This window comes from Streptomyces venezuelae (assembly GCF_008642375.1).
In the GTDB taxonomy this organism is placed as follows: domain Bacteria; phylum Actinomycetota; class Actinomycetes; order Streptomycetales; family Streptomycetaceae; genus Streptomyces; species Streptomyces venezuelae_G.
On sequence record NZ_CP029194.1, the window covers coordinates 6,934,517 to 6,956,574 of the forward strand.

14 protein-coding genes are annotated in these 22,058 nt (G+C 70.6%); 6 read left to right on the top strand and 8 right to left on the bottom strand.

Annotated features, from left to right (window positions below; all coding sequences use genetic code 11):
* Positions 1–105 precede the first annotated feature (105 nt).
* Entirely contained in the window at positions 106–1,335 is a 1,230-nt protein-coding gene (mshC, locus tag DEJ46_RS31705) for a cysteine--1-D-myo-inosityl 2-amino-2-deoxy-alpha-D-glucopyranoside ligase (protein ID WP_150271876.1), read from the top strand.
* 115 nt (positions 1,336–1,450) lie between these two features.
* A complete protein-coding gene (locus tag DEJ46_RS31710) occupies positions 1,451–4,507 on the top strand; it encodes an NPCBM/NEW2 domain-containing protein (protein WP_150271878.1) in 3,057 nt (1,018 codons plus the stop codon).
* Between the two features lie 78 nt (positions 4,508–4,585).
* On the opposite strand, the gene DEJ46_RS31715 is transcribed toward DEJ46_RS31710, so the two are convergent.
* The 6 genes from DEJ46_RS31715 to DEJ46_RS31740 all read right to left on the bottom strand — a co-directional run bounded on the left by DEJ46_RS31715 (position 4,586) and on the right by DEJ46_RS31740 (position 12,051).
* Positions 4,586–5,704, bottom strand: coding sequence for a PAC2 family protein (locus tag DEJ46_RS31715; RefSeq protein WP_150271879.1), 1,119 nt, complete (start codon positions 5,702–5,704; stop codon positions 4,586–4,588).
* A gap of 141 nt (positions 5,705–5,845) precedes the next feature.
* A complete protein-coding gene (locus tag DEJ46_RS31720; RefSeq protein ID WP_150271881.1) occupies positions 5,846–6,907 on the bottom strand; it encodes an LLM class flavin-dependent oxidoreductase in 1,062 nt (353 codons plus the stop codon).
* Between the two features lie 100 nt (positions 6,908–7,007).
* On the bottom strand, positions 7,008–8,612 hold the full coding sequence (locus DEJ46_RS31725; protein ID WP_150271883.1) for a glycerol-3-phosphate dehydrogenase/oxidase: 1,605 nt from the start codon (positions 8,610–8,612) through the stop codon (positions 7,008–7,010).
* Positions 8,613–8,617: 5 nt separating this feature from the next.
* On the bottom strand, positions 8,618–10,144 hold the full coding sequence (gene glpK, locus DEJ46_RS31730) for a glycerol kinase GlpK (RefSeq protein WP_150271884.1): 1,527 nt from the start codon (positions 10,142–10,144) through the stop codon (positions 8,618–8,620).
* A 35-nt stretch (positions 10,145–10,179) separates the two neighbouring features.
* Positions 10,180–10,938, bottom strand: coding sequence for an MIP/aquaporin family protein (locus DEJ46_RS31735; protein WP_150271886.1), 759 nt, complete (start codon positions 10,936–10,938; stop codon positions 10,180–10,182).
* 348 nt (positions 10,939–11,286) lie between these two features.
* Positions 11,287–12,051 carry an IclR family transcriptional regulator gene (locus DEJ46_RS31740; RefSeq protein WP_141298708.1) on the bottom strand — a complete coding sequence of 255 codons (765 nt, stop codon included), beginning with the start codon at positions 12,049–12,051 and terminating at the stop codon, positions 11,287–11,289.
* A 243-nt stretch (positions 12,052–12,294) separates the two neighbouring features.
* On the opposite strand from DEJ46_RS31740, the gene metH reads away from it, so the two are divergent.
* From metH to DEJ46_RS31760, 4 genes are all read left to right on the top strand, one after another.
* Complete coding sequence (gene metH, locus DEJ46_RS31745) at positions 12,295–15,807, top strand: methionine synthase (protein ID WP_150271888.1); 3,513 nt, start codon at positions 12,295–12,297, stop codon at positions 15,805–15,807.
* 130 nt (positions 15,808–15,937) lie between these two features.
* Positions 15,938–16,636 (top strand): HAD family hydrolase, encoded by a 699-nt coding sequence (locus DEJ46_RS31750; RefSeq protein ID WP_150271890.1) that lies wholly within the window; start codon positions 15,938–15,940, stop codon positions 16,634–16,636.
* Between the two features lie 462 nt (positions 16,637–17,098).
* Positions 17,099–18,688, top strand: a complete 1,590-nt coding sequence (locus tag DEJ46_RS31755) for an ABC transporter substrate-binding protein (RefSeq protein WP_150271892.1) — start codon at positions 17,099–17,101, stop codon at positions 18,686–18,688.
* A gap of 75 nt (positions 18,689–18,763) precedes the next feature.
* The gene (locus tag DEJ46_RS31760; protein ID WP_150271893.1) at positions 18,764–20,344 is read left to right on the top strand and encodes an ABC transporter substrate-binding protein; all 1,581 of its coding nucleotides are present in this window, start codon (positions 18,764–18,766) and stop codon (positions 20,342–20,344) included.
* A gap of 68 nt (positions 20,345–20,412) precedes the next feature.
* Here the strand turns inward: DEJ46_RS31760 and DEJ46_RS31765 are convergent, their stop codons facing one another.
* Positions 20,413–21,087, bottom strand: a complete 675-nt coding sequence (locus tag DEJ46_RS31765) for a response regulator (RefSeq protein WP_150271895.1) — start codon at positions 21,085–21,087, stop codon at positions 20,413–20,415.
* 46 nt (positions 21,088–21,133) lie between these two features.
* Positions 21,134–22,036 (bottom strand): RecB family exonuclease, encoded by a 903-nt coding sequence (locus DEJ46_RS31770; RefSeq protein WP_223835230.1) that lies wholly within the window; start codon positions 22,034–22,036, stop codon positions 21,134–21,136.
* Between the last annotated feature and the right edge of the window lie 22 nt (positions 22,037–22,058).

A 22,058-nucleotide genomic window follows, 5' to 3' on the forward strand; every position in this document is an offset into this window, starting at 1 on the left:
CCCTGGGGGGTATGCACGCAAGCCTCCGACCCGCAAGAGCGCCTAATCGGTCAAGATCCCGGATCCGGTTCGTATCCGGAACACCTGTCCGGTTACGCTCGGGTCATGCATGCCTGGCCCGCTTCTGAGGTCCCCGCCCTTCCCGGCAAGGGCCGCGACCTCCGGATCCACGACACCGCGACCGGCGGACGAGTCACCCTCGCCCCCGGCCCCGTCGCCCGTATCTACGTCTGCGGCATCACGCCGTACGACGCGACCCACATGGGTCACGCGGCGACCTACAACGCGTTCGACCTCGTTCAGCGCGTGTGGCTCGACACCAAGCGGCAGGTGCTGTACGTCCAGAACGTGACGGACGTGGACGACCCGCTGCTGGAACGCGCCATCCGTGACGGCATCGACTGGGTCGGCCTCGCCGAGCGGGAGACCGCCCTCTTCCGCGAGGACATGACCGCCCTGCGGATGCTGCCCCCGCAGCACTACATCGGCGCCGTCGAGGCCATACCGGGCATCATCCCGCTCGTCGAGCGGCTCAGGGACTCCGGGGCCGCGTACGAGCTCGACGGCGACGTCTACTTCTCCGTGGACGCCGACCCGCACTTCGGCCAGGTCTCGAACTACTCCGCCGAGCTGATGCGCCACCTCTCCGCCGAGCGCGGCGGCGACCCCGAGCGCCCCGGCAAGAAGAACCCGCTCGACCCGATGCTGTGGATGGCCGCCCGCGAGGGCGAGCCGAGCTGGGACGGCGGCAGCCTCGGCGCCGGGCGTCCCGGCTGGCACATCGAGTGCGTCGCCATCGCCCTGGACCACCTCGGCATGGGCTTCGACGTGCAGGGCGGCGGCTCCGACCTGATCTTCCCGCACCACGAGATGGGCGCCTCCCACGCCCAGTCCCTCACCGGCGAGTTCCCGATGGCCAAGGCGTACGTCCATGCCGGCATGGTCGGCCTGGACGGCGAGAAGATGTCCAAGTCCCGGGGCAACCTCGTCTTCGTCTCGCGCCTGCGCCGCGACGGCGTCGACCCGGCCGCCATCCGCCTCGCGCTCCTCTCCCACCACTACCGTGCCGACTGGGAGTGGACCGACCAGGTCCTCCAGGACGCCGTGGAGCGGCTCGACCGCTGGCGCGCCGCGGTCTCCCGCCCCGACGGCCCGTCCGCCGACGCGCTCGTCGAGGAGGTCCGCGAGGCCCTCTCCGACGACCTCGACGCCCCGGCCGCCCTGGCCGCGGTCGACCGCTGGGCCGCGCTCCAGACCGCCGAGGGCGGCACGGACGAGTCCGCCCCCGGTCTCGTCTCCCGCACCGTCGACGCGCTCCTGGGCGTCGCCCTGTAAGGGGTGCTTCGGAGCAACATCCTTCCGGGCAACCGCCCTTGGACTTCCTGACGAAGTCCGAGGGCGGTTCCTTTTTGTCCTGTCGCGATGCTCGAATCTGCGCTAAATAGGCGTCATGCAATCATCAATGCGCATGAGAGCTGCAGTCGCCGGTGCACTGCTCGGGTTGCTCACCGCCTTCGCGGGACCTGGTGGCAGTGCCTCGGCCGACCCGTCCGACACCACCGTCGGCGACGTCACCGGATTCACGGCGGACGGAGCCTCCTACCGGCTGACCGCGGGCCAGGCGGAGGCCCGCGTCTCCTTCGTCACCGCCGACACCTTCCGTATCGAACTCGCCCCCGACGGCCGGTTCACCGACCCCACCGGCACCGACATCGTCCTGCCCCAGGGCCCGCCCCCGGCCACCCGCTGGCGGGACCTCGGCGACCGGTACGAACTCGGCACCTCCGCCGTCACCCTGCGCGTCACCAAGTCGCCGCTGCGCTTCTCCGCGGTACGCGCCGACGGCACCCCGCTCTGGTCCGAGTCCCAGGGCCTGACCTGGAACCAGGACCGCACCACCCAGACCCTCGCCCGGGGCGCCGACGAGCAGTTCTACGGCGCCGGCATGCAGAACGGCCGCGGCAACACCACCCACCGCGACAAGACCGTCGAGGTCGGCGTCGACTACAACTGGAACGACGGCGGCCACCCCAACTCCGTGCCGTTCTACCTCTCCTCGGCCGGCTACGGCGTCTACCGCAACACCTACGCGCCCAACACCTACGCCTTCACCGAGCCCGTCACCACGACCGCGCAGGAACGGCGCTTCGACGCCTACTACTTCGCCGGGACCGGACGGGACGCGCTCAAGGACGTCATCGGCCAGTACACCCGCCTCACCGGCAAGCCCTTCCTGCCGCCCGTCTACGGCCTGGAGATCGGCGACGCCGACTGCTACCTCCACAACGCCAACCGGGGCGAACGCCGCACCCTCGACGCCCTGAAGGTCGCCGACGGCTACATCGAGAACGACATGCCCAACGGCTGGATGCTCGTCAACGACGGCTACGGCTGCGGCTACGAGAACCTCGCCGAGGCCTCCACCGGCCTGGGCGAGCGCGGCATGAAGCTCGGCCTGTGGACCGAGGACGGCCTCGACAAGCTCGCCGACCAGGTCAAGGCCGGCCAGCGGGTCGCCAAGCTCGACGTCGCCTGGGTCGGAGCGGGCTACAAGTTCGCCCTCGACGGCTGCAAGGACGCCCACGCGGGCATCGAGGCCAACAGCGACGCCCGCGGCTTCACCTGGGCCCCCGAGAGCTGGTCCGGGGCCCAGCGCTGCGGCGTCCAGTGGTCCGGCGACCAGGCCGGTACGTGGGAGTACATCCGCTGGCAGATCCCCACCTACGCCGGGGCCTCCATGTCCGGCCTCGCCTACACCACCGGCGACGTCGACGGCATCTTCGGCGGCAGCGCCAAGACGTACACCCGCGACCTCCAGTGGAAGACCTTCCTGCCGGTCACGATGACCATGGACGGCTGGGCCGCCAACGACAAGCAGCCCTTCCGGTACGGCGAGCCGTACACCTCGATCAACCGAGCCTCCCTCAAGCTCCACGAGGCCCTGCTCCCGTACATCTACAGCCACGCCCACCAGGCGACGAAGACCGGCGTCGGCCTCGCCCGGCCGCTCGCCCTGGAGTACCCGGACGACCCGAAGGCCTCCACCGACGCCGCCAAGTACGAGTTCCTCAGCGGCGAGGACTTCCTGGTCGCCCCCGTCTACCGGGACGCCGTCGAACGAGACGGCATCTACCTCCCCAAGGGCACCTGGATCGACTACTGGAGCGGCCGCACCTACGAGGGCCCCGTCACCGTCGACGACTACAGCGCCCCGCTCGACACCCTGCCCCTCTTCGTCCGGGCCGGGGCGACCGTCCCCATGTGGCCCGGTGACATCCGCTCGTACACCGACCGCGCCCCCGGCGACCCGATCGCCTGGGACGTCTACCCGAAGGGCAGTTCCTCCTTCGAGCTGTACGAGGACGACGGCGTGACCCGCGAGCACCGCGACGGCCGCTACGCGACCCAGCGCGCCGAGGTCCGCGCCCCGAACGGCGGCCCCGGCGACGTCTCCGTCCGCATCGGCGCGAGCAAGGGCACGTACACCGGAAAGCCCGCCGCCCGGCCGTACGCCTTCACCGTCCACACCGGCGACGCCCCCGGCGCCGTCCGGCTCGACGGGACCAGACTGCCCGCCCTCACCTCCCGCGCCGCCTTCGACGCGGCCGCCCAGGGCTGGTGGTACGACCGCGACGAGCGCGGGGGAGTGGTCCGCATCAAGACCGCCGCCCTCTCCACCGACCGCGCCTTCGAGCTGCGGCTGACCGACACCAGCGCGGTCGGCGGCGCCGTACCGGGCGCGTCCGCCGTGCTCGCCGCACCCACCGGGCAGGAGCTCGGCGCGGGCGCTCGGGGCACGGTCGCCGTCGACGTCACGGCGGGCACCCGGGACGCCACCGACGTCCGCGTCACGCTCGCCGCCCCGGCCGGCTGGCAGGTCACCCCGGCCGCACCGATCGGCCGGATCCCGGCCGGCACCACCCGGCGCGTCGACGTCGCCGTCACCCCCGCCGCGGACGCGAAGCCCGGCGAGGCCACCCTCACCGCGAGCGCGCGCCACCGCTCCGCGGGCACCGACCGCACCGCCACGCAGCGGTTCTCGGTCGGCGTGATGCCCCCGCCGCCGACAGCCGACGCCTGGGCGAGCGACCTGGTCTGGCTGCGCTCCACGAACGGCTGGGGCCCGCCCGAACGCGACCGCTCCAACGGCGAGTCCGGCGCCGCCGACGGCCGGACGCTCACCCTCGCCGGGAAGACCTACGAGAAGGGGATCGGCGGCCACGCCGACTCCGACATCGAGGTCTACCTCGGCGGGCGCTGCACGGCCTTCACCGCCGACGTGGGCATCGACGACGAGATCAACGGCTACGGGGACGTGGCCTTCTCCGTCGAGGCGGACGGCAGGGTCCTGTGGACCTCGCCCCGGCTGACGGGCGCCTCCGCGACCCTGCCGGTGGACGTCGACGTGACCGGGGCCCGGCACGTCCGGCTGCGGATCACGGACACCAACGGGTCGAAGAGCGGCGACCACGGGGACTGGGCGGCGGCCCGGTTCAGCTGCGCGTGACCGCGTCGGGTCGGACGGCCTGACGGATCGACACGCGTACGGGAGGGGCGCCCTCGGGCACCCCTCCCGTACCGACCGCTACTCCTGGGAGTCGCCGTCCCCGCTCTCGCCGGGCGACTCGTCCGCCGGGCCTTCGTCGGCCCGGTCCGGACCCGCTCCGGACCCCGCTGCCGAGTCGGGTCCCGGTCCCGAGTCGGGTCCCGGTCCCGCGTCGGGTCCCGGTCCCGGAGTCGGCTTCTCCGGCTTCTCCGGCCGTTCCGGCTTCGGCGGCCTCGTCCGGCCGCTCCCGGTGTCCCGCAGGAACGGCGATTCGCCGCCCTCGGTCGCCACCCCGGGACCGCCTCCGGGCCCGGTGCCCGGCTCGCGCCGCCGCAGATAGCGCTCGAACTCGCGCGCGATGGCCTCGCCCGAGGCCTCCGGCAGCTCCGCCGTGTCCCGCGCCTCCTCCAGCGTCTGCACGTACTCCGCGACCTCGCTGTCCTCGGCGGCCAGCTGGTCCACGCCCAGCTGCCACGCCCGCGCGTCCTCGGGCAGCTCGCCCAGCGGGATGCGCAGACCGATCAGGTCCTCCAGGCGGTTGAGGAGCGCGAGCGTCGCCTTCGGGTTCGGCGGCTGCGACACGTAGTGCGGAACCGCCGCCCAGAGGCTCACCGCCGGCACGCCCGCGTGCGTGCACGCCTCCTGGAGGATGCCGACGATGCCCGTCGGGCCCTCGTAGCGGGTCTCCTCCAGGTCCATCGTCCGCGCCAGATCCGCATCGGACGTCACCCCGCTGACGGGGACCGGCCGGGTGTGCGGCGTGTCCCCGAGCAGCGCGCCCAGGATCACGACCATCTCCACGCCCAGCTCGTGGGCGAAGGCGAGCAGCTCGTTGCAGAAGGAGCGCCAGCGCATCGAGGGCTCGATCCCGCGCACGAGCACCAGGTCACGGGGTTTGTCGCCGCCGATCCGGACCACGGAGAGCCGGGTCGTCGGCCAAGTGATCTTCCGGACCCCGTTGTCCAGGAAGACCGTGGGACGGTTGACCTGGAAGTCGTAGTAGTCCTCGGCGTCGAGGGCCGCGAACACCTCGCCCTTCCATTCCCGGTCCAGATGGGCGACCGCGGTGGAGGCTGCGTCGCCGGCGTCGTTCCAGCCCTCGAACGCGGCCACCATGACCGGGTCGATCAGCTCGGGTACCCCCTCGAGCTCGATCACCCAGCGCCTCCTTTTCGAAGTTCCTGTCGTACGGACCAACCTTACGGCTTTCCGGCGGTCCGTCCGCAGCCCCCGGACAGCCCCGAAAACCCGTGCGGCCTTGATCGACTACCCAGGAACTCGCCTCCGCACACGGCGCTCTCACTCCTCCCAGAGCGTGCTCGGCGCCTCCCTCCGCACGACCGGCGCGATCTCCTCGGCGAAGCGCTGGAGCGTCTCGGTCTGTTCGGCCGTGGACTGGCCGAAGGCGTCGACGGTGACGGACTGGAGGTCGTGCCCGTAGTGCTCGTGGTAGCCGAGGATCTTGTCGATGATCTGCTGCGGCGAACCGATCAGCTGGGGCCCGCCCGCGATCGCGTCCTCGATCGTGCGGAACGGGGTGTTGTAGCCCGCCTTCCCCTCCAGGTGCGGCCGGAAGCTCTGCCGCACCTTCGCCTCGTACAGGTCCCGGTAGCGGGCGACCGCCTGCTCGGCGGTGTCCGCGATGAGCAGCCCGCCCGAACCGGCCGCCACGCGCGCGTGGGCCGGATCGTGCCCGTACTCCTCGAACTTCTCGCGGTAGTGGGCGATGAGCCGCGCGTACGCCTCCCTCGGCTGGACCGCGTTGGCGGTGAAGAGGGGATCGCCGTGCTTCGCCGCGAGCTCGGGGGAGTTGAGGCTGGTCGCCGAGCCGTGCCAGATCCGCGGCGGACCGGCGTACGGGCGGGGAATGGTGGTGACGTTCTTCAGCGGCGGCCGGAACTCGCCCGCCCAGTCGACGCCCTCCTCCGACCAGAGGCGGCGGAGCAGCTCGTACTTCTCCTTCTGGAGGTCCCACTGCCGCTCCTCGTCCAGGCCGAAGAGGTCGAAGTGACCCGCCTCCGCGCCCTTGCCGACCACGAGTTCGAGCCGGCCCCTGGAGAGCTGGTCGAGGGTGGCGTAGTCCTCGGCGACCCGGACGGGGTCGAGGACCGCGACGACGGTGACGCCGGTGAGGAGCCGGATCCGGCCGGTACGGGCCGCCAGCGCGGCGAGCAGCACGGTCGGGGCGGAGGAGAGGAACGGGCCCGCGTGCCGCTCGCCGACGGCGTACGCGTCGAATCCGAGGCGCTCGGCGGTCTCGCCGAGGGCGACGACCTGCGCCAACCGGTCGGCTGCGGACAGCAGTTCGCCGGTGAGCGGGTGCGGGGAATGGGGGACGATCGAGAGGACCTGGAATTTCATGTGTCCACTCTGCGCGCGGAGTGTTGCGGCGGTGTGGACGGCGCGTGGCACGCCTCAGGGGCGGCCCCTCGAAGAGGAACCGCCCCTGGGTGTACGGGTGTTACTTCCGCAGCATCGACTCGACGCCGGCGCGGATCTCGTCCGTCGCCAGGCCTCGTATCGTCAGCGTCGTACGGCGGCGCAGTACGTCGTCCGCCGTCTCGGCCCACTCGTGGTCGCGGGCGTAGGCGACCTGCGCCCAGATCTCGGGCGCGTCGGGGTGGATGCGCTCGGCCAGCTCCGGGTTCTCGTTCGCCATGCGGGCGATGTCGAAGGAGAGCGAGCCGTAGTGCGTGGCCAGGTGCTTGGCCGTGTCGGCGGACATCCGCGGGCCGGGCGCGGGACCGTCGACGAGCAGCCGGTGCGCGACCGCGTTCGGGTTGGCGATACCGGGCAGCGGGAGCCGCTTCGGCAGCGTCGAGACCGACTCGTAGTCCTCGCCCAGCGGGTGGCCCGGGAGCTGCTCCAGCTTCTTCATCACCGTGCGGCCGATGTGGCGGAAGGTCGTCCACTTGCCGCCGGCCACCGACAGCATGCCGCCGCGGCCCTCGGTGACGACCGTCTCGCGCTTGGCCTTCGAGGTGTCGCCGGGACCGCCCGGGAGCACGCGCAGACCGGCGAAGGCGTAGGTGATCAGATCGCGGGAGAGCTGCTGGTCGCGGATGGAGAAGGCGGCCTCGTCCAGGATCTGGGCGGTGTCCTTCTCGGTGACCTCGACCTGGCCGGGGTCGCCCTCGTACTCCTCGTCGGTCGTGCCGAGGAGCAGCATGTCCTCCCAGGGGAGGGCGAAGGTGATGCGGTACTTGTCGATCGGGGTGGCCAGGGCGGCCTTCCACGGCGAGGTCCGCTTGAGGACCAGGTGCGCGCCCTTGGAGAGGCGGATGGAGGGGGCCGCGTTCGGGTCCTCCATCTTGCGCAGGTGGTCGACCCACGGGCCGGTCGCGTTGAGCACGAGGCGGGCGGTGACGCCGAACTCGTCGCCGCTGGTGCGGTCCTTGAGCTCCGCGCCGGTGACCCGGCCCCGGGTGAAGCGCAGCCCGGTGACCTCGGCGTGGTTCAGGACGGTGGCCCCGGCGTCGACCGCCGCGCGGACCGTCATCAGCGCCATGCGGGCGTCGTTCATCTGGTCGTCGCCGTAGACGGCCACGGCCTTCAGGTTGTCCGTCCGCAGCTCCGGCACGTCCTGCGCGGCCTTGGCGGGGGAGAGCAGGTGCCCGACGCCGTCACCGAAGGCCGAGAGGGCGCTGTAGGCGAAGACGCCGGCGCCGAGCTTGGCCGCGCCGTGCGGGCCGCCCTTGTAGACGGGCAGGTAGAAGGTGAGGGGGTTGGCGAGGTGCGGTGCCACCTGACGGGAGACCGCACGCCGCTCGAAGTGGTTCTCCGCGACCAGCTTCACCGCGCCGGTCTGCAGGTAGCGCAGACCGCCGTGGAGCAGCTTGGAGGAGGCGGAGGAGGTGGCGCCGGCGAAGTCGCCGGCGTCCACCAGGGCCACCCGCAGACCGGACTGCGCGGCGTGCCAGGCGGTGGAGATGCCCAGGATGCCGCCGCCGATGACCAGGAGGTCGTACGTCGCCTTGGAGAGCTGTTCCCGGGTCTCGGCCCGGCTCGGGAGGGAGCCGGAGGCCGGGTGCGTCCCAAGGGCAGGGACGCTCTGCAGGGTGGTCATGTGTCTTACTCCTCGTCCTCGATCCAGCCCATGGTCCGCTCGACGGCCTTGAGCCAGCTCTTGTACTCGCGGTCACGCTTGTCGGCGTCCATGCGAGGGGTCCATTCCGCGGCACGGCGCCAGTTGGCGCGCAGCGCGTCGGTGTCCGGCCAGAAGCCGACGGCCAGGCCGGCGGCGTAGGCGGCACCGAGGCAGGTCGTCTCGGCGACCATCGGACGCACGACCGGCGCGTCCAGGAAGTCCGAGAGCGTCTGCATCAGCAGGTTGTTGGAGGTCATGCCGCCGTCGACCTTGAGCGCGGTCAGCTCGACGCCGGAGTCCTTCGTCATGGCGTCGGTGATCTCGCGGGTCTGCCAGGCGGTGGCCTCCAGGACGGCACGGGCGATGTGCGCCTTGGTGACGTACCGGGTGAGGCCGGCGATCACGCCGCGGGCGTCGGAGCGCCAGTAGGGGGCGAACAGGCCCGAGAAGGCCGGCACGAAGTAGGCGCCGCCGTTGTCCTCGACCGAGGACGCGAGCGTCTCGATCTCTGCGGCGGACTTGATCAGGCCCATCTGGTCGCGCATCCACTGCACCAGCGAACCGGTGACGGCGATCGAGCCCTCCAGGGCGTAGACCGGCTTGGCGTCGCCGATCTGGTAGCCGACCGTGGTCAGCAGGCCGCTGTAGGAGTTGATGATCTTGTCACCGGTGTTCATCAGCATGAAGGTGCCGGTGCCGTACGTGGACTTGGCCTCGCCCTCGGCGAAACAGGTCTGGCCGAACAGGGCGGCCTGCTGGTCGCCGAGCGCGGAGGCGACCGGGACGCCGTCGAGGACGCCGCCCTTGACCGTGCCGTACACCTCGGCGGAGGAACGGATCTCCGGCAGCACCTCGGCCGGGATCTCCATGGACTGCAGGATCTTCTCGTCCCAGGCCATGGTGTGCAGGTTCATCAGCATGGTGCGCGAGGCGTTGGTGACGTCGGTGACGTGGTGGCCGCCGTCGACACCGCCGGTCAGGTTCCAGATGACCCAGGAGTCCATGGTGCCGAAGAGGATGTCGCCGCGCTCGGCGCGCTCGCGCAGGCCCTCGACGTTGTCGAGGAGCCAGCGGACCTTGGGGCCGGAGAAGTACGAGGCGAGCGGCAGGCCGGTCTCGCGGCGGAAGCGGTCCTGGCCGACGTTGCGGCCGAGCTCCTTGCAGAGGGCGTCGGTGCGGGTGTCCTGCCAGACGAGGGCGTTGCGGACGGGCTCACCGGTGTTCTTGTCCCAGAGCAGCGTGGTCTCGCGCTGGTTGGTGATGCCGATGGCCTTGACGTCGGCCGAGGTGATCTCCGCCTTGGCGAGGGCGCCGGCGACGACCTCCTGGACGTTGGTCCAGATCTCGGCGGCGTCGTGCTCGACCCAGCCCGGCTTCGGGAAGATCTGCTCGTGCTCCTTCTGGTCGACCGAGACGATCCGGCCGTCCTTGTCGAAGACGATGCAGCGCGAGGAGGTGGTGCCCTGGTCGATGGCCGCGATGAAGGGGCCGGACGTGTGTGCGTCGGTCACGGTGTGCTCCAAGGAAGGTCTGTGAGAAGGACGGCTCAGGCGAACGCGATGTTGTAGATACCCGCGGCGATGGCGCCACCGATCAGCGGACCGGCGACCGGGATCCAGGAGTAGCTCCAGTCGGAGCCGCCCTTGTTCGGCAGCGGGAGCAGGGCGTGCACGATGCGCGGGCCGAGGTCACGGGCCGGGTTGATGGCGTAGCCGGTCGGGCCGCCGAGCGAGAGGCCGATGGAGACGACGACGAAGGCGGTGATGAGCGCCCCTATGACGCCGAGGCCCTTGCCGCTGTCGTTGAGGCCCTGGGTGAGCACGGCCAGGACCAGCACGACGGTGCCGATGATCTCGGTGGCCAGGTTCTGCCAGGTGTTCCGGATCTCGGGGCCGGTGGAGAAGATGCCGAGCACCGGGCCGGGGCCCTCGATCGGCTTCTCGCCGACGGTCTCCGGGTCCCTGAGGTGGGCCTGGAACTGTCCGTAGTAGGTCACCCAGACCAGTGCGGCGCCGATCATCGCGCCGAGCATCTGGCCGGCGACGTAGACCGGGACGTTGCCCCAGTCGCCGTCCTTGATCGCGATTCCGACCGTGACGGCGGGGTTCAGGTGGGCGCCGGAGAGGGAAGCCGTCATGTAGACGGCCGTCATGACGGCGAAGCCCCACCCGAAGGTGATCGCGAGCCAGCCCGCGTTGCGGGCCTTGGAGCTCTTGAGCGTGACGGCGGCACAGACACCGCCGCCGAGCAGGATGAGTACGGCGGTACCGATGGTCTCGCCGAGGAAGATGTCGGAGCTGGACACCCGCGACTCCTTTGTCCTTCGTCCAGGGGAAGGCGAACCCCGGGTCCCACCGGTGGTCCGCGCCCTCGTGTGAGGGCGTTGTCGGCCCTTGGCACTGCCACACTCTAGCGCGTATTGCCGTTAGGTGTTCGGCAATGCCGACCGATGAACGGAAGTTTTGCCCCCTGGTTAACAGCGCGTCAAGGGTCGGGGAAGCGAAAAACCCGCCGATAACGGGATCGTTACCGGCGGGTTCGTTCATGCGGGTCGGCGGGAGTCGTCCGTACGCGGGTCGTCCCTGCGGATGCGTCGGTGCGGCGTGTGTCGGCGCGGGCGGGGTGCGTACGGGAACGGCGCCCGCCGCTGCCGTCAGAAGCGGCCGGCGCCCAGGTCCCGGGAGACGGCGCGCGCGCAGTCCCGTACCGCCGCCACCAGCTCGGGGCGCAGCTCCCCGCCCGGGCAGATCCGCTCCACCGCGCCCGTGACCGCCACCGCGCCCACCGGCATCCGCCGCCGGTCGTGGATCGGCGCCGCCACCGAGGCCACGCCCTCCCAGGTCTCCTCGACGTCCTCGGCCCAGCCCTTGGCCCGCGTCAGGTCGAGCAGCGACTCGAAGGCGGGCAGCTCCGTGGTCGTCCGGGGCGTGAACGCCTCCCGCTCGACCTCCAGCACCTCGCTGTGGGCCACCGGGTCGTAGGCCGAGAGGACCTTTCCGAGCGCGGTGGAGTGCAGCGGCTGCATGGCCCCCACCTCCAGGACCTGACGGCTGTCGTCCGGCCGGAAGACGTGGTGCACGATCAGGACGCCCCGCTGGTGCAGCACCCCCAGGTGCACGCTCTCGCCGCTCGACCGCGCGAGGTCGTCCGTCCAGACGAGGGCCCGGGCCCGCAGCTCGTGCACGTCCAGATAGCTGTTCCCGAGCCGCAGCAGCTCGGCCCCCAGCTGGTAGCGGCCCGAGGCCGCCTCCTGCTCCACGAAGCCCTCCGCCTGGAGGGTGCGCAGGATGCCGTGGGCCGTGCCCTTCGCGAGCCCCAGCGAGGACGCGATGTCGGACAGGCCGAGCCGGCGCTCGCCGCCGGCGAGCAGTCGCAGCATCGCCGCCGCCCGTTCAAGCGACTGGATGTTCTTCGCCATCGCCCGGCCCTTCTCCCTCTCACGCTGTTCGACAATGCTGAACACTATCGGTCGATGCCGACCTTGGCTCACACATGACAGTGTCGGGCAAGAGCGGGCCGTACCGGGAGTCCTCGCACACAGGATGCCGTCCGCCTCGTGGGACGCCATGTCCACCCCGGGGCAAGCGCGGTTACGCTGGCCCAGTGCACCCTCCACCGAGAGTGCAAAGCCGACAGCCGTCGCATCCCAGGGAGCTCATCCATGGCCTCGTTGCCGACCCCTTCCGCTGACAGCCGGAACCGCGCCGCAGCCCTCCGTGAGGCACTCGCCAGCCGAGTCGTCGTCGCCGACGGAGCCATGGGCACCATGCTCCAGGCCCAGGACCCCACCCTCGAGGACTTCCAGAACCTCGAAGGCTGCAACGAGATCCTGAACGTGACCCGCCCCGACATCGTCCGCTCGGTCCACGAGGCGTACTTCGAGGTCGGCGTCGACTGCGTCGAGACGAACACCTTCGGCTCCAACCACTCGGCCGCCGGCGAGTACGAGATCGCCGACCGCATCTTCGAGCTCTCCGAGGCGGGCGCCCGGATCGCCCGCGAGGTCGCCGACGAGTACACCGCCAAGGACGGCCGTCAGCGCTGGGTGCTGGGCTCCATCGGCCCGGGCACCAAGCTCCCGTCGCTCGGCCACACCACGTACGGCGTCCTCCGCGACGGCTACCAGCAGAACGCCGAGGGCCTGCTCGCCGGCGGCTCCGACGCCCTGATCGTCGAGACGACCCAGGACCTGCTGCAGACCAAGTCGAGCCTCATCGGCGCGCGCCGCGCCATGGACGCCCTGGGCGTCGACGTGCCGCTCATCTGCTCGCTCGCCTTCGAGACCACGGGCGTCATGCTGCTCGGCTCGGAGATCGGCGCGGCGCTGACCGCGCTCGAACCCCTCGGCATCGACATGATCGGCCTGAACTGCTCCACCGGCCCGGCCGAGATGAGCGAGCACCTGCGCTACCTCGCCCGCCACTCGCGTACGCCGCTGATGTGCATGCCGAACGCGGGCCTGCCGGTGCTGACCAAGGACGGCGCGTACTTCCCGCTGTCCCCGGTCGAGATGGCCGACGCCCAGGAGAACTTCGTCCGCGACTACGGACTCTCGCTGATCGGCGGCTGCTGCGGTTCGACGCCCGAGCACCTGCGCCAGGTCGTCGACCGGGTGCGCGGCGTCACGCCCCCCGAGCGCGTTCCGCACCCCGAGCCCGGCGCCGCCTCGCTCTACCAGACGGTCCCCTTCCGCCAGGACACCTCGTACATGGCGATCGGCGAGCGGACGAACGCCAACGGCTCCAAGAAGTTCCGCGAGGCCATGCTGGAGGGCCGCTGGGACGACTGCGTCGAGATGGCGCGGGACCAGATCCGCGAGGGCGCGCACATGCTCGACCTGTGCGTGGACTACGTCGGCCGTGACGGCGTCGCCGACATGGAGGAGCTGGCAGGCCGCTTCGCCACCGCGTCCACCCTGCCCATCGTCCTCGACTCCACCGAGGTCGACGTCATTCAGGCCGGTCTGGAGAAGCTCGGCGGCCGCGCGGTCATCAACTCCGTCAACTACGAGGACGGCGACGGCCCCGAGTCCCGTTTCGCGAAGGTCACCCGGCTGGCGCAGGAGCACGGTGCCGCGCTCATCGCCCTCACCATCGACGAGGAGGGCCAGGCCCGTACCGTCGAGAACAAGGTCGCCATCGCCGAGCGGATCATCGACGACCTCACCGGCAACTGGGGCATCCACGAGTCGGACATCCTCATCGACACCCTGACCTTCACGATCTGCACCGGTCAGGAGGAGTCCCGCAAGGACGGCATCGCCACGATCGAGGCGATCCGCGAGCTGAAGCGGCGCCACCCGGACGTCCAGACCACGCTGGGCCTGTCGAACATCTCCTTCGGCCTCAACCCGGCCGCGCGCATCCTCCTCAACTCGGTCTTCCTCGACGAGTGCGTCAAGGCCGGTCTCGACTCGGCGATCGTGCACGCCTCGAAGATCCTGCCGATCGCCCGCTTCGACGACGAGCAGGTCACGACCGCCCTCGACCTGATCTACGACCGCCGTGCCGAGGGCTACGACCCGCTGCAGAAGCTGATGGCGCTCTTCGAAGGCGTCAACACCAAGTCGATGAAGGCCGGCAAGACCGAGGAGCTCCTCGCGCTGCCGCTCGACGAGCGGCTCAAGCGCCGGATCATCGACGGCGAGAAGAACGGCCTGGAGGCGGACCTCGACGAGGCCCTCGCCGAGCGCCCCGCCCTCGACATCGTCAACGAGACCCTCCTCGACGGCATGAAGACGGTCGGCGAGCTCTTCGGCTCGGGCCAGATGCAGCTGCCGTTCGTGCTCCAGTCCGCCGAGGTCATGAAGACGGCGGTGGCGTACCTGGAGCCGCACATGGAGAAGTCGGACGCTGAGGGGAAGGGCACCATCGTCCTCGCGACCGTCCGAGGCGACGTCCACGACATCGGCAAGAACCTCGTCGACATCATCCTCTCCAACAACGGCTACAACGTCGTCAACATCGGCATCAAGCAGCCCGTCTCCGCGATCCTGGAAGCCGCCGAGGAGCACAAGGCCGACGTCATCGGCATGTCCGGTCTCCTCGTGAAGTCCACCGTGATCATGAAGGAGAACCTGCAGGAGCTGAACCAGCGCGAGCTGGCCGCCAAGTACCCCGTGATCCTCGGCGGCGCGGCCCTCACCCGGGCCTACGTCGAGCAGGACCTCCACGAGATCTACCAGGGCGAGGTCCGGTACGCCCGCGACGCCTTCGAGGGCCTGCGCCTCATGGACGCCCTCATCTCCGTCAAGCGGGGCGTCCCCGGAGCCGCGCTGCCCGAGCTCAAGCAGCGCCGCGTCGTGAAGCGGGACACCGCGGCCCTCCAGGTCGAGGAGCAGGAGCCCGGCGGCCGTTCCGACGTGGCCACCGACAACCGGGTGCCGACCCCGCCCTTCTGGGGCACGCGGGTCGTCAAGGGCATCCCGCTCAAGGAGTACGCGTCCTGGCTCGACGAGGGCGCCCTCTTCAAGGGCCAGTGGGGCCTCAAGCAGAACCGGGCCGGGGACGGACCCTCGTACGAGGAGCTCGTCGAGACCGAGGGCCGGCCGCGGCTGCGCGGCTGGCTGGAGCGCCTCCACACGGAGAACCTCCTGGAGGCGGCCGTCGTCCACGGCTACTTCCCCTGTGTCTCCAAGGGTGACGACCTGATCATCCTGGACGAGGCCGGAAACGAGCGGACCCGCTTCTCCTTCCCGCGCCAGCGCCGGGGCCGCCGCCTCTGCCTCGCGGACTACTTCCGCCCGGAGGAGTCCGGCGAGACCGATGTCGTCGGCCTCCAGGTCGTCACCGTCGGTTCGAAGATCGGCGAGGCCACCGCGAAGCTCTTCGAGTCGGACTCCTACCGCGACTACCTGGAGCTGCACGGCCTCTCCGTCCAGCTCGCCGAGGCCCTCGCCGAGTACTGGCACGCGCGCGTCCGCGCCGAGCTGGGCTTCGCGGGCGAGGACCCGGAGGCCGTCGAGGACATGTTCGCGCTGAAGTACCGCGGCGCGCGCTTCTCCCTCGGCTACGGCGCCTGCCCCGACCTGGAGGACCGCGCGAAGATCGCGGACCTGCTGCAGCCGGAGCGGATCGGCGTGCACCTGTCGGAGGAGTTCCAGCTCCACCCCGAGCAGTCCACCGACGCCATCGTGATCCACCACCCGGAGGCGACGTACTTCAACGCTCGGTGACCGCCACGAGGTAAATCCGCGCGCCGTCGCCGCGTGCGACGTACACTTGTCGGTCCAGTGCAGGCCGGTCCTCCTCCCCGTACCGGGGAGGGGGGCCGGCCTTCTCGTCCCTCCAAGGAAGGTGTGCCGGATGACCAGTACGGTCCCCGCGTCCCTGTTCCGTGCGAACGGAAGCTCCGCCCTGCAGGCCGTCTTCCTCGACATGGACGGGACCCTCGTCGACACGGAGGGGTTCTGGTGGGACGCCGAGGTCGAGGTCTTCGCCGACCTCGGACACCGACTGGACGAGGCCTGGCGGGACATCGTCGTCGGCGGCCCGATGACCCGCAGCGCGGGCTACCTCATCGAGTCCACCGGCGCCGACATCACCGTCGCGGAGCTGACGGTCCTCCTCAACGAGAAGTTCGAGCAGCGCATCGAGCGGGGCGTCCCGCTCATGCCCGGGGCCGAGCGGCTCCTCACCGAGCTGGCCCGGCACAACATCCCCACGGCCCTGGTCTCCGCCTCGCACCGGCGGATCATCGAGCGGATCCTCGGCTCGCTCGGCCGGGACCGCTTCGCGCTCACCGTCGCCGGGGACGAGGTCGGCCGCACCAAGCCGCACCCCGAGCCCTACCTGACGGCCGCGCGCGGCGTGGGCGCCGACCCGGCGCTCTGCGCCGTCATCGAGGACACGGCGACCGGTGTGGCGGCCGCCGAGGCCGCGGGCTGCCGGGTCGTCGCGGTGCCCTCCGTCGCCCCCATCGCCCCTTCCCCTGGCCGGGTCGTGGTGCGTTCCCTGGAGGAAGTCGACGTGCCCTTCCTGCGCACTTTGATCACCGGAATCTGAGCTTCGTCTGAGCTTTCCCGATGGACCGCGCTTTCCCGCGCGGAAATCGGCCAGGCCATTCACCGATAAAGCCTCCACGTGACCTTCGTCACCCAGAGTGCCCGCCGGTGGGTGGCCTGGATGCGTTTCGTGACCGGAATCATGCGGTTTTGGTGATCCCATCTGTCCCGGTTCGATGGCCCGCGTCCGCATCGCGGCACCGCATGACTATCGAGCGTTCCGTATTCATGATCACTGTGCGATTACCCCGAGCCTGCCCGCGGTCGGGCAATAGCGGCGGCGCCCACTAATCTTTCGCGAGTACTTCGCCGTATAACCGCGTGCACCGGCGCACACCCAAGTCGCCGTGAACACAGGATCGATCGCAACACCCGGCCCGATCGCTCCCGCCCCGACCGGGCGGCCGGCGGCGGAGTGTCCCAGACCGCTGTATCCCAGTGCCGGATGAGGAGAACGTCCCTGATGAACCGCAAGACCCTGGTGCTGCCCGCCGCGGCCGTACTGCTGGCCCCCCTGCTCGCCGCCTGTGGCGGAGCGGAGGACGGCAGAGCCATCGTCGTCGGCACCACGGACCAGTTCATCGCGACCGAGGACGCCCCTGCCCCCCTCGACCCGGCCTTCGCCTACGACACCGGCACCTGGAACATCCTGCGGCAGACCGTCCAGACGCTGCTGCACGTGCCCCGCGGCGGCGGCGAGCCCGTCCCCGAGGCCGCCCAGAGCTGCGGCTTCTCCGACAAGGCCAGCGAGAGCTACCGCTGCAAGCTCCGCTCAGGGCTCACCTTCGCCGACGGCACGCCGGTCACCGCCCAGGACGTCAAGTACTCCATCGAGCGCGTCCTGAAGATCAAGTCGGACAACGGAACGGCCGCACTCCTCGCCGGCATCGACACCGTCGAGACCAAGGGCACCGACGAGGTCGTCTTCCACCTCAAGTCCCCCGACGCCACCTTCCCGTACAAGCTCTCGACCCCGGTCGCCGGCATCCTCAGCAAGGACAAGTACCCCGCCGGGAAGCTCCGTGACGGCTTCGACGTCGACGGCTCGGGCCCGTACACCATGAAGGTCGAGCGCGAGGGCGAGAAGGCCGCCCGCTTCGTCTTCACCAGGAACCCGAAGTACAAGGGCGACATCGTCCCGCGCAACGAGCAGGTCGAGCTGCGGGCCTTCGCCGACGCCGGCGCCATGGGCGCGGCCCTGGAGAGCGACGACATCGACATGATGGCCCGCTCGCTGTCACAGAAGCAGATCAGGGAGCTCACCGAGACCCCCAAGGAGCGCATCCGGGTCACCGAGGTCCCCGGCCTGGAGATCCGCTACCTCGGCTTCAACACCAAGGCCCCCTCCGTCAAGGAGAAGGCCGTACGCCAGGCCATGGCCGCCGTCGTCGACCGGGGCGCCCTCGTCAACGGCGTCTACGGCCCCACCGCCGAGCCGCTCTACTCGCTGATCCCCTCCAACATCACCGGCCACGCGACCCCCTTCTACGACGCGTACGGCGACTCCGACCCCGCCCGCGCCGCCAAGATCCTCAAGGACGCCGGCGTCAGCACCCCGGTCAAGGTGACCCTCAACTACACCACCGACCACTACGGCTCCGAGACCGCCGAGGAGTTCGAGGCCCTCAAGAAGCAGCTCGTCGCCAGCGGCCTCTTCGACGCCACCACCCGCGGGTCGGAGTGGTCCACCTTCCGCCCGGCCCAGAAGCGCGGCGACTACGCCGTCTACGGCCTCGGCTGGTTCCCGGACTACCCGGACCCGGACAACTACATCGCTCCCTTCCTGGACAGCGACAACTTCCTCAACACCCCGTACGTCAACGACGTCGTACGCGACCAGCTCATCCCGCGGTCGCGCCGCCAGGCCGACCGCACCGCCGCAAGCCCCGTCTACGCGCAGATCCAGAAGATCGTCGCCGAGGACGTGCCCGTCCTGCCGCTGTGGCAGGGCAAGCAGTACGTCGCCGCCCGCGACGACCTCACGGGGGTCGAGTACGCACTCAACACGTCCTCCGACCTGCTGCTCTGGGAACTGGGCCGCGGCACCGCATAACCCCCTCGACTGGATCGGTAACCGGCCGCGCACCAGCGCGCGGCCGACCTGGCAAGAGATCAAGAGGCAAGTTCTGTGAAGGCACACAACAAGTGGCTGACGGCTCCGCTCGCCGCGGGGCTGTCCGCCGCCCTCCTCAGCGGCTGCGGCACCGAGCAGGGCGGAGGCTCCGCCTCCGGCGACGGCATACGCGTCGGCATGTCCGACGAGATCCTCGCCACCGACCCTGCGGCCGGCTACGACCCCGGCTCCTGGCTGCTGTTCAACAACGTCTTCCAGTCCCTGATGGCCTTCCCCAAGGGCGGCTCCGAGCCCGAGCCCGAGGCCGCCGAGAAGTGCGGCTTCAGCTCGGGCAGCAAGGTCTACACCTGCACCCTCCGGGACGGCCTCACCTTCTCCAACGGCAACCCGCTCACCTCGAAGGACGTCAAGTTCTCCTTCGAGCGGGCGCTCAAGATCGCCGACCCGTCCGGTCCCGCGCCGCTGCTCGCCTCCATCGCCTCCATCGACACCCCCGACGAGCGGACCGTCGTCTTCCGCCTCAAGGTCCCGGACGCCACCTTCCCCAGCAAGATCGCCTCCGGCGCCGGCTCCATCGTCGACCACCGCGACTACCCGGCCGACGCCCTGCGCACCGACGGCAAGGCCACCGGCTCCGGCCCCTACAAGCTGGACTCCTTCAGCGAGACCGAGGCCACCTTCTCCGCCAACTCCGGCTACCGGGGCACCGCCAAGCCGAAGAACGGGGCGGTCACCCTCAAGCTCTACGGCGGCGACCGCACCGCCCTCTCCAAGGGCCTCGCCGACGGCGAGATCGACGTCGCCTACCGAGGGCTCTCCGCCGGCGACATCTCCGAGCTGGAGACCTCCGAGACCACCGACGACCGGGGCATCGAGGTCACGCAGGGCAACAGCGCCGAGGTCCAGCACCTCGTCTTCAACGTGAAGGACCCCGTCGTCGGCAAGCTCGGCGTCCGCAAGGCCATCGCGCACCTCGTCAACCGCGAGGCCCTCGTCGAGGACGTCTACAAGTCGACGGCCACGCCGCTCTACTCGATCGTCCCGGCGGGCATCGCCGGCCACAACACCGCCTTCTTCGACACCTACGGCAGCCCCGACAAGGCCAAGGCGAAGAAGGCCCTGCGCGACGCCGACATCACCGGCAAGGTGAAGCTCACCCTCTGGTCCACGCCCAGCCGCTACGGCCCGGCCACCGACCAGGAGCTCAAGGCCATCGCCGGCCAGCTCAACGCCAGCGGCCTCTTCGACGCCGACGTCAAGTCCGTCGCCTTCGACCAGTACGAGAAGGACATCGCCGCCGGCAAGTACGGCGTCTACGTCAAGGGCTGGGTCCCCGACTACCCCGACGCCGACAACTTCACCGCCCCCTTCTTCGGCGAGGGCAACGTCCTCGGCAACCACTTCGAGAACGCCACCATCACCGGCGACATCCTCCCGAAGACCGCGGGCATCGCCGACCGCGCCGCCACCGCCGACGAGTACGGGCAGCTCCAGGACCTCGTCGCCGAGGAACTCCCGATCCTCCCGCTCTGGCAGGGCAAGCAGTACGCCGTCGCCCGCGACGACGTCACCGGCCTCGAGTGGACCCTCGACGCGTCCACCGTCTTCCGCTTCTGGGAGCTGAAGAAGGGCTGAGCCCGAACGGCGGAGGGGCCCGGCGCGCGACACGCGCACCGGGCCCCTCCGCCGTGTCCGTCCCCGGGCTACTGATTGCCGCCGGGCCGCACCAGACCGCTCTCGTACGCGTACACCGCGGCCTGCACCCGGTCCCGCAGGCCCAGCTTCGTCAGCACATGGCCCACATGCGTCTTCACCGTCGTCTCGCTGACGAACAGGTCCGCCGCGATCTCCGCGTTCGACAGACCCCGCGCCACCAGCTTCAGCACCTCGACCTCGCGATCGGTCAAGGTGCCCAGGGTGTCCGGCACCTGCTCCTCGCCCGTCGGCAGATGCGCCGAGTACTTGTCGAGCAGCCGGCGCGTGATCGACGGCGCCAGCATCGCCTCGCCCGCCGCCACCACCCGGATCGCCTGCACCAGCTCGTTCGCCGGGGCGTCCTTGAGCAGGAAGCCGCTCGCCCCCGCCCGCAGCGCCTCCACCACGTACTCGTCCAGATCGAACGTGGTCAGCACCAGCACCTTCGCCGGACCGTCCCGGCCAGGACCGGTGATCTGCCGCGTCGCCTCCACACCGTCCATCCGCGGCATGCGGATGTCCATCAGCACCACGTCCGGCTGCAGCGCGCGCACCTGCTCCTGCGCCTGGAGACCGTCACCGGCCTCGCCCACCACCGCGATGTCCTGCTCCGCCTCCAGAATCATCCGGAAGCCGGTGCGCAGCAACGGCTGATCGTCGACCAGGAGGACGCGGATCGTCACAAGGACTCCTTCACGGGGCGGGCTGAGCTCACGGCAGGGGCCGCCGTCACGGTGCCGGCGGCACCGGGTCCATTCTGCCCTGCCCGGATTCGCCCGACTCCGGCGGGCGCGCGGAAACGATCTTCAGCGGATACACCGGGGGAGTCCCCCCGAACTCCGGACAGACCTCCTGGTGGTCGCACCAGCCACAGAGCTTCGTCGGCCGCGGCCGCCAGTCGCCCGTCTCCGTCGCCAGCCGGATCGCGTCCCACAGAGCCAGCAGCTTGCGCTCCACCCGGAGCAGGTCCGCCTCCACCGGGTCGTACGTCAGGACGTCCCCACTGCCCAGGTAGACCAGCTGCAGCCGCCGCGGAAGCACCCGCTTCAGCCGCCACACCACCAGCGCGTAGAACGTCATCTGGAACAGCGCGCCCTCGCGGTACTCGGGCCGGGGCGCCTTGCCCGTCTTGTAGTCGACGATCCGCACGTCACCCGACGGCGTCACGTCGACCCGGTCGATCACCCCGCGCAGCCGCAGCCCCGAATCCAGCTCCGTCTCCACGAACAGCTCGCGCTCGGCCGGCTCGAGACGCGTGGGGTCCTCCAGCGTGAACCAGCGCTCGACCAGCCGCTCCGCCTCGCCGAGCCAGCCCGCGAGCCGCTCCCCGTCCGGATCCTCCGCGAACAGCTCTCCCAGCTCCGGCTTCGACTCGAGAAGTCGCTCCCACTGCCCCGGAACCATCGCCTTCGCCCGCGGCGCCGTCCGCTCCGCAGCCTCGTCGTCGAAGAGCCGCTCGAGCACCGCATGCACCAGCGTGCCCCGGGTCGCCGCCGGACTCGGCTTCTCCGGCAGCCGGTCGATCACCCGGAACCGGTACAGCAGCGGACACTGCATGAAATCGCTCGCCCGTGACGGCGACAACGACATGGGCGCCCGGGGCTCCGCCGGCACCTGCTCGCTCGTACTCATGACACAGACCCTACGACCCGCC

Coding starts and splice junctions, on each gene's coding strand:
- mshC (WP_150271876.1), top strand. CDS start 106: ATGCATGCCTGGCCCGCTTCTGAGGTCCCCGCCCTTCCCGGCAAGGGC.
- DEJ46_RS31710 (WP_150271878.1), top strand. CDS start 1,451: ATGCAATCATCAATGCGCATGAGAGCTGCAGTCGCCGGTGCACTGCTC.
- DEJ46_RS31720 (WP_150271881.1), bottom strand. CDS start 6,907: ATGAAATTCCAGGTCCTCTCGATCGTCCCCCATTCCCCGCACCCGCTC.
- DEJ46_RS31725 (WP_150271883.1), bottom strand. CDS start 8,612: ATGACCACCCTGCAGAGCGTCCCTGCCCTTGGGACGCACCCGGCCTCC.
- DEJ46_RS31740 (WP_141298708.1), bottom strand. CDS start 12,051: ATGGCGAAGAACATCCAGTCGCTTGAACGGGCGGCGGCGATGCTGCGA.
- metH (WP_150271888.1), top strand. CDS start 12,295: ATGGCCTCGTTGCCGACCCCTTCCGCTGACAGCCGGAACCGCGCCGCA.
- DEJ46_RS31750 (WP_150271890.1), top strand. CDS start 15,938: ATGACCAGTACGGTCCCCGCGTCCCTGTTCCGTGCGAACGGAAGCTCC.
- DEJ46_RS31755 (WP_150271892.1), top strand. CDS start 17,099: ATGAACCGCAAGACCCTGGTGCTGCCCGCCGCGGCCGTACTGCTGGCC.
- DEJ46_RS31770 (WP_223835230.1), bottom strand. CDS start 22,036: ATGAGTACGAGCGAGCAGGTGCCGGCGGAGCCCCGGGCGCCCATGTCG.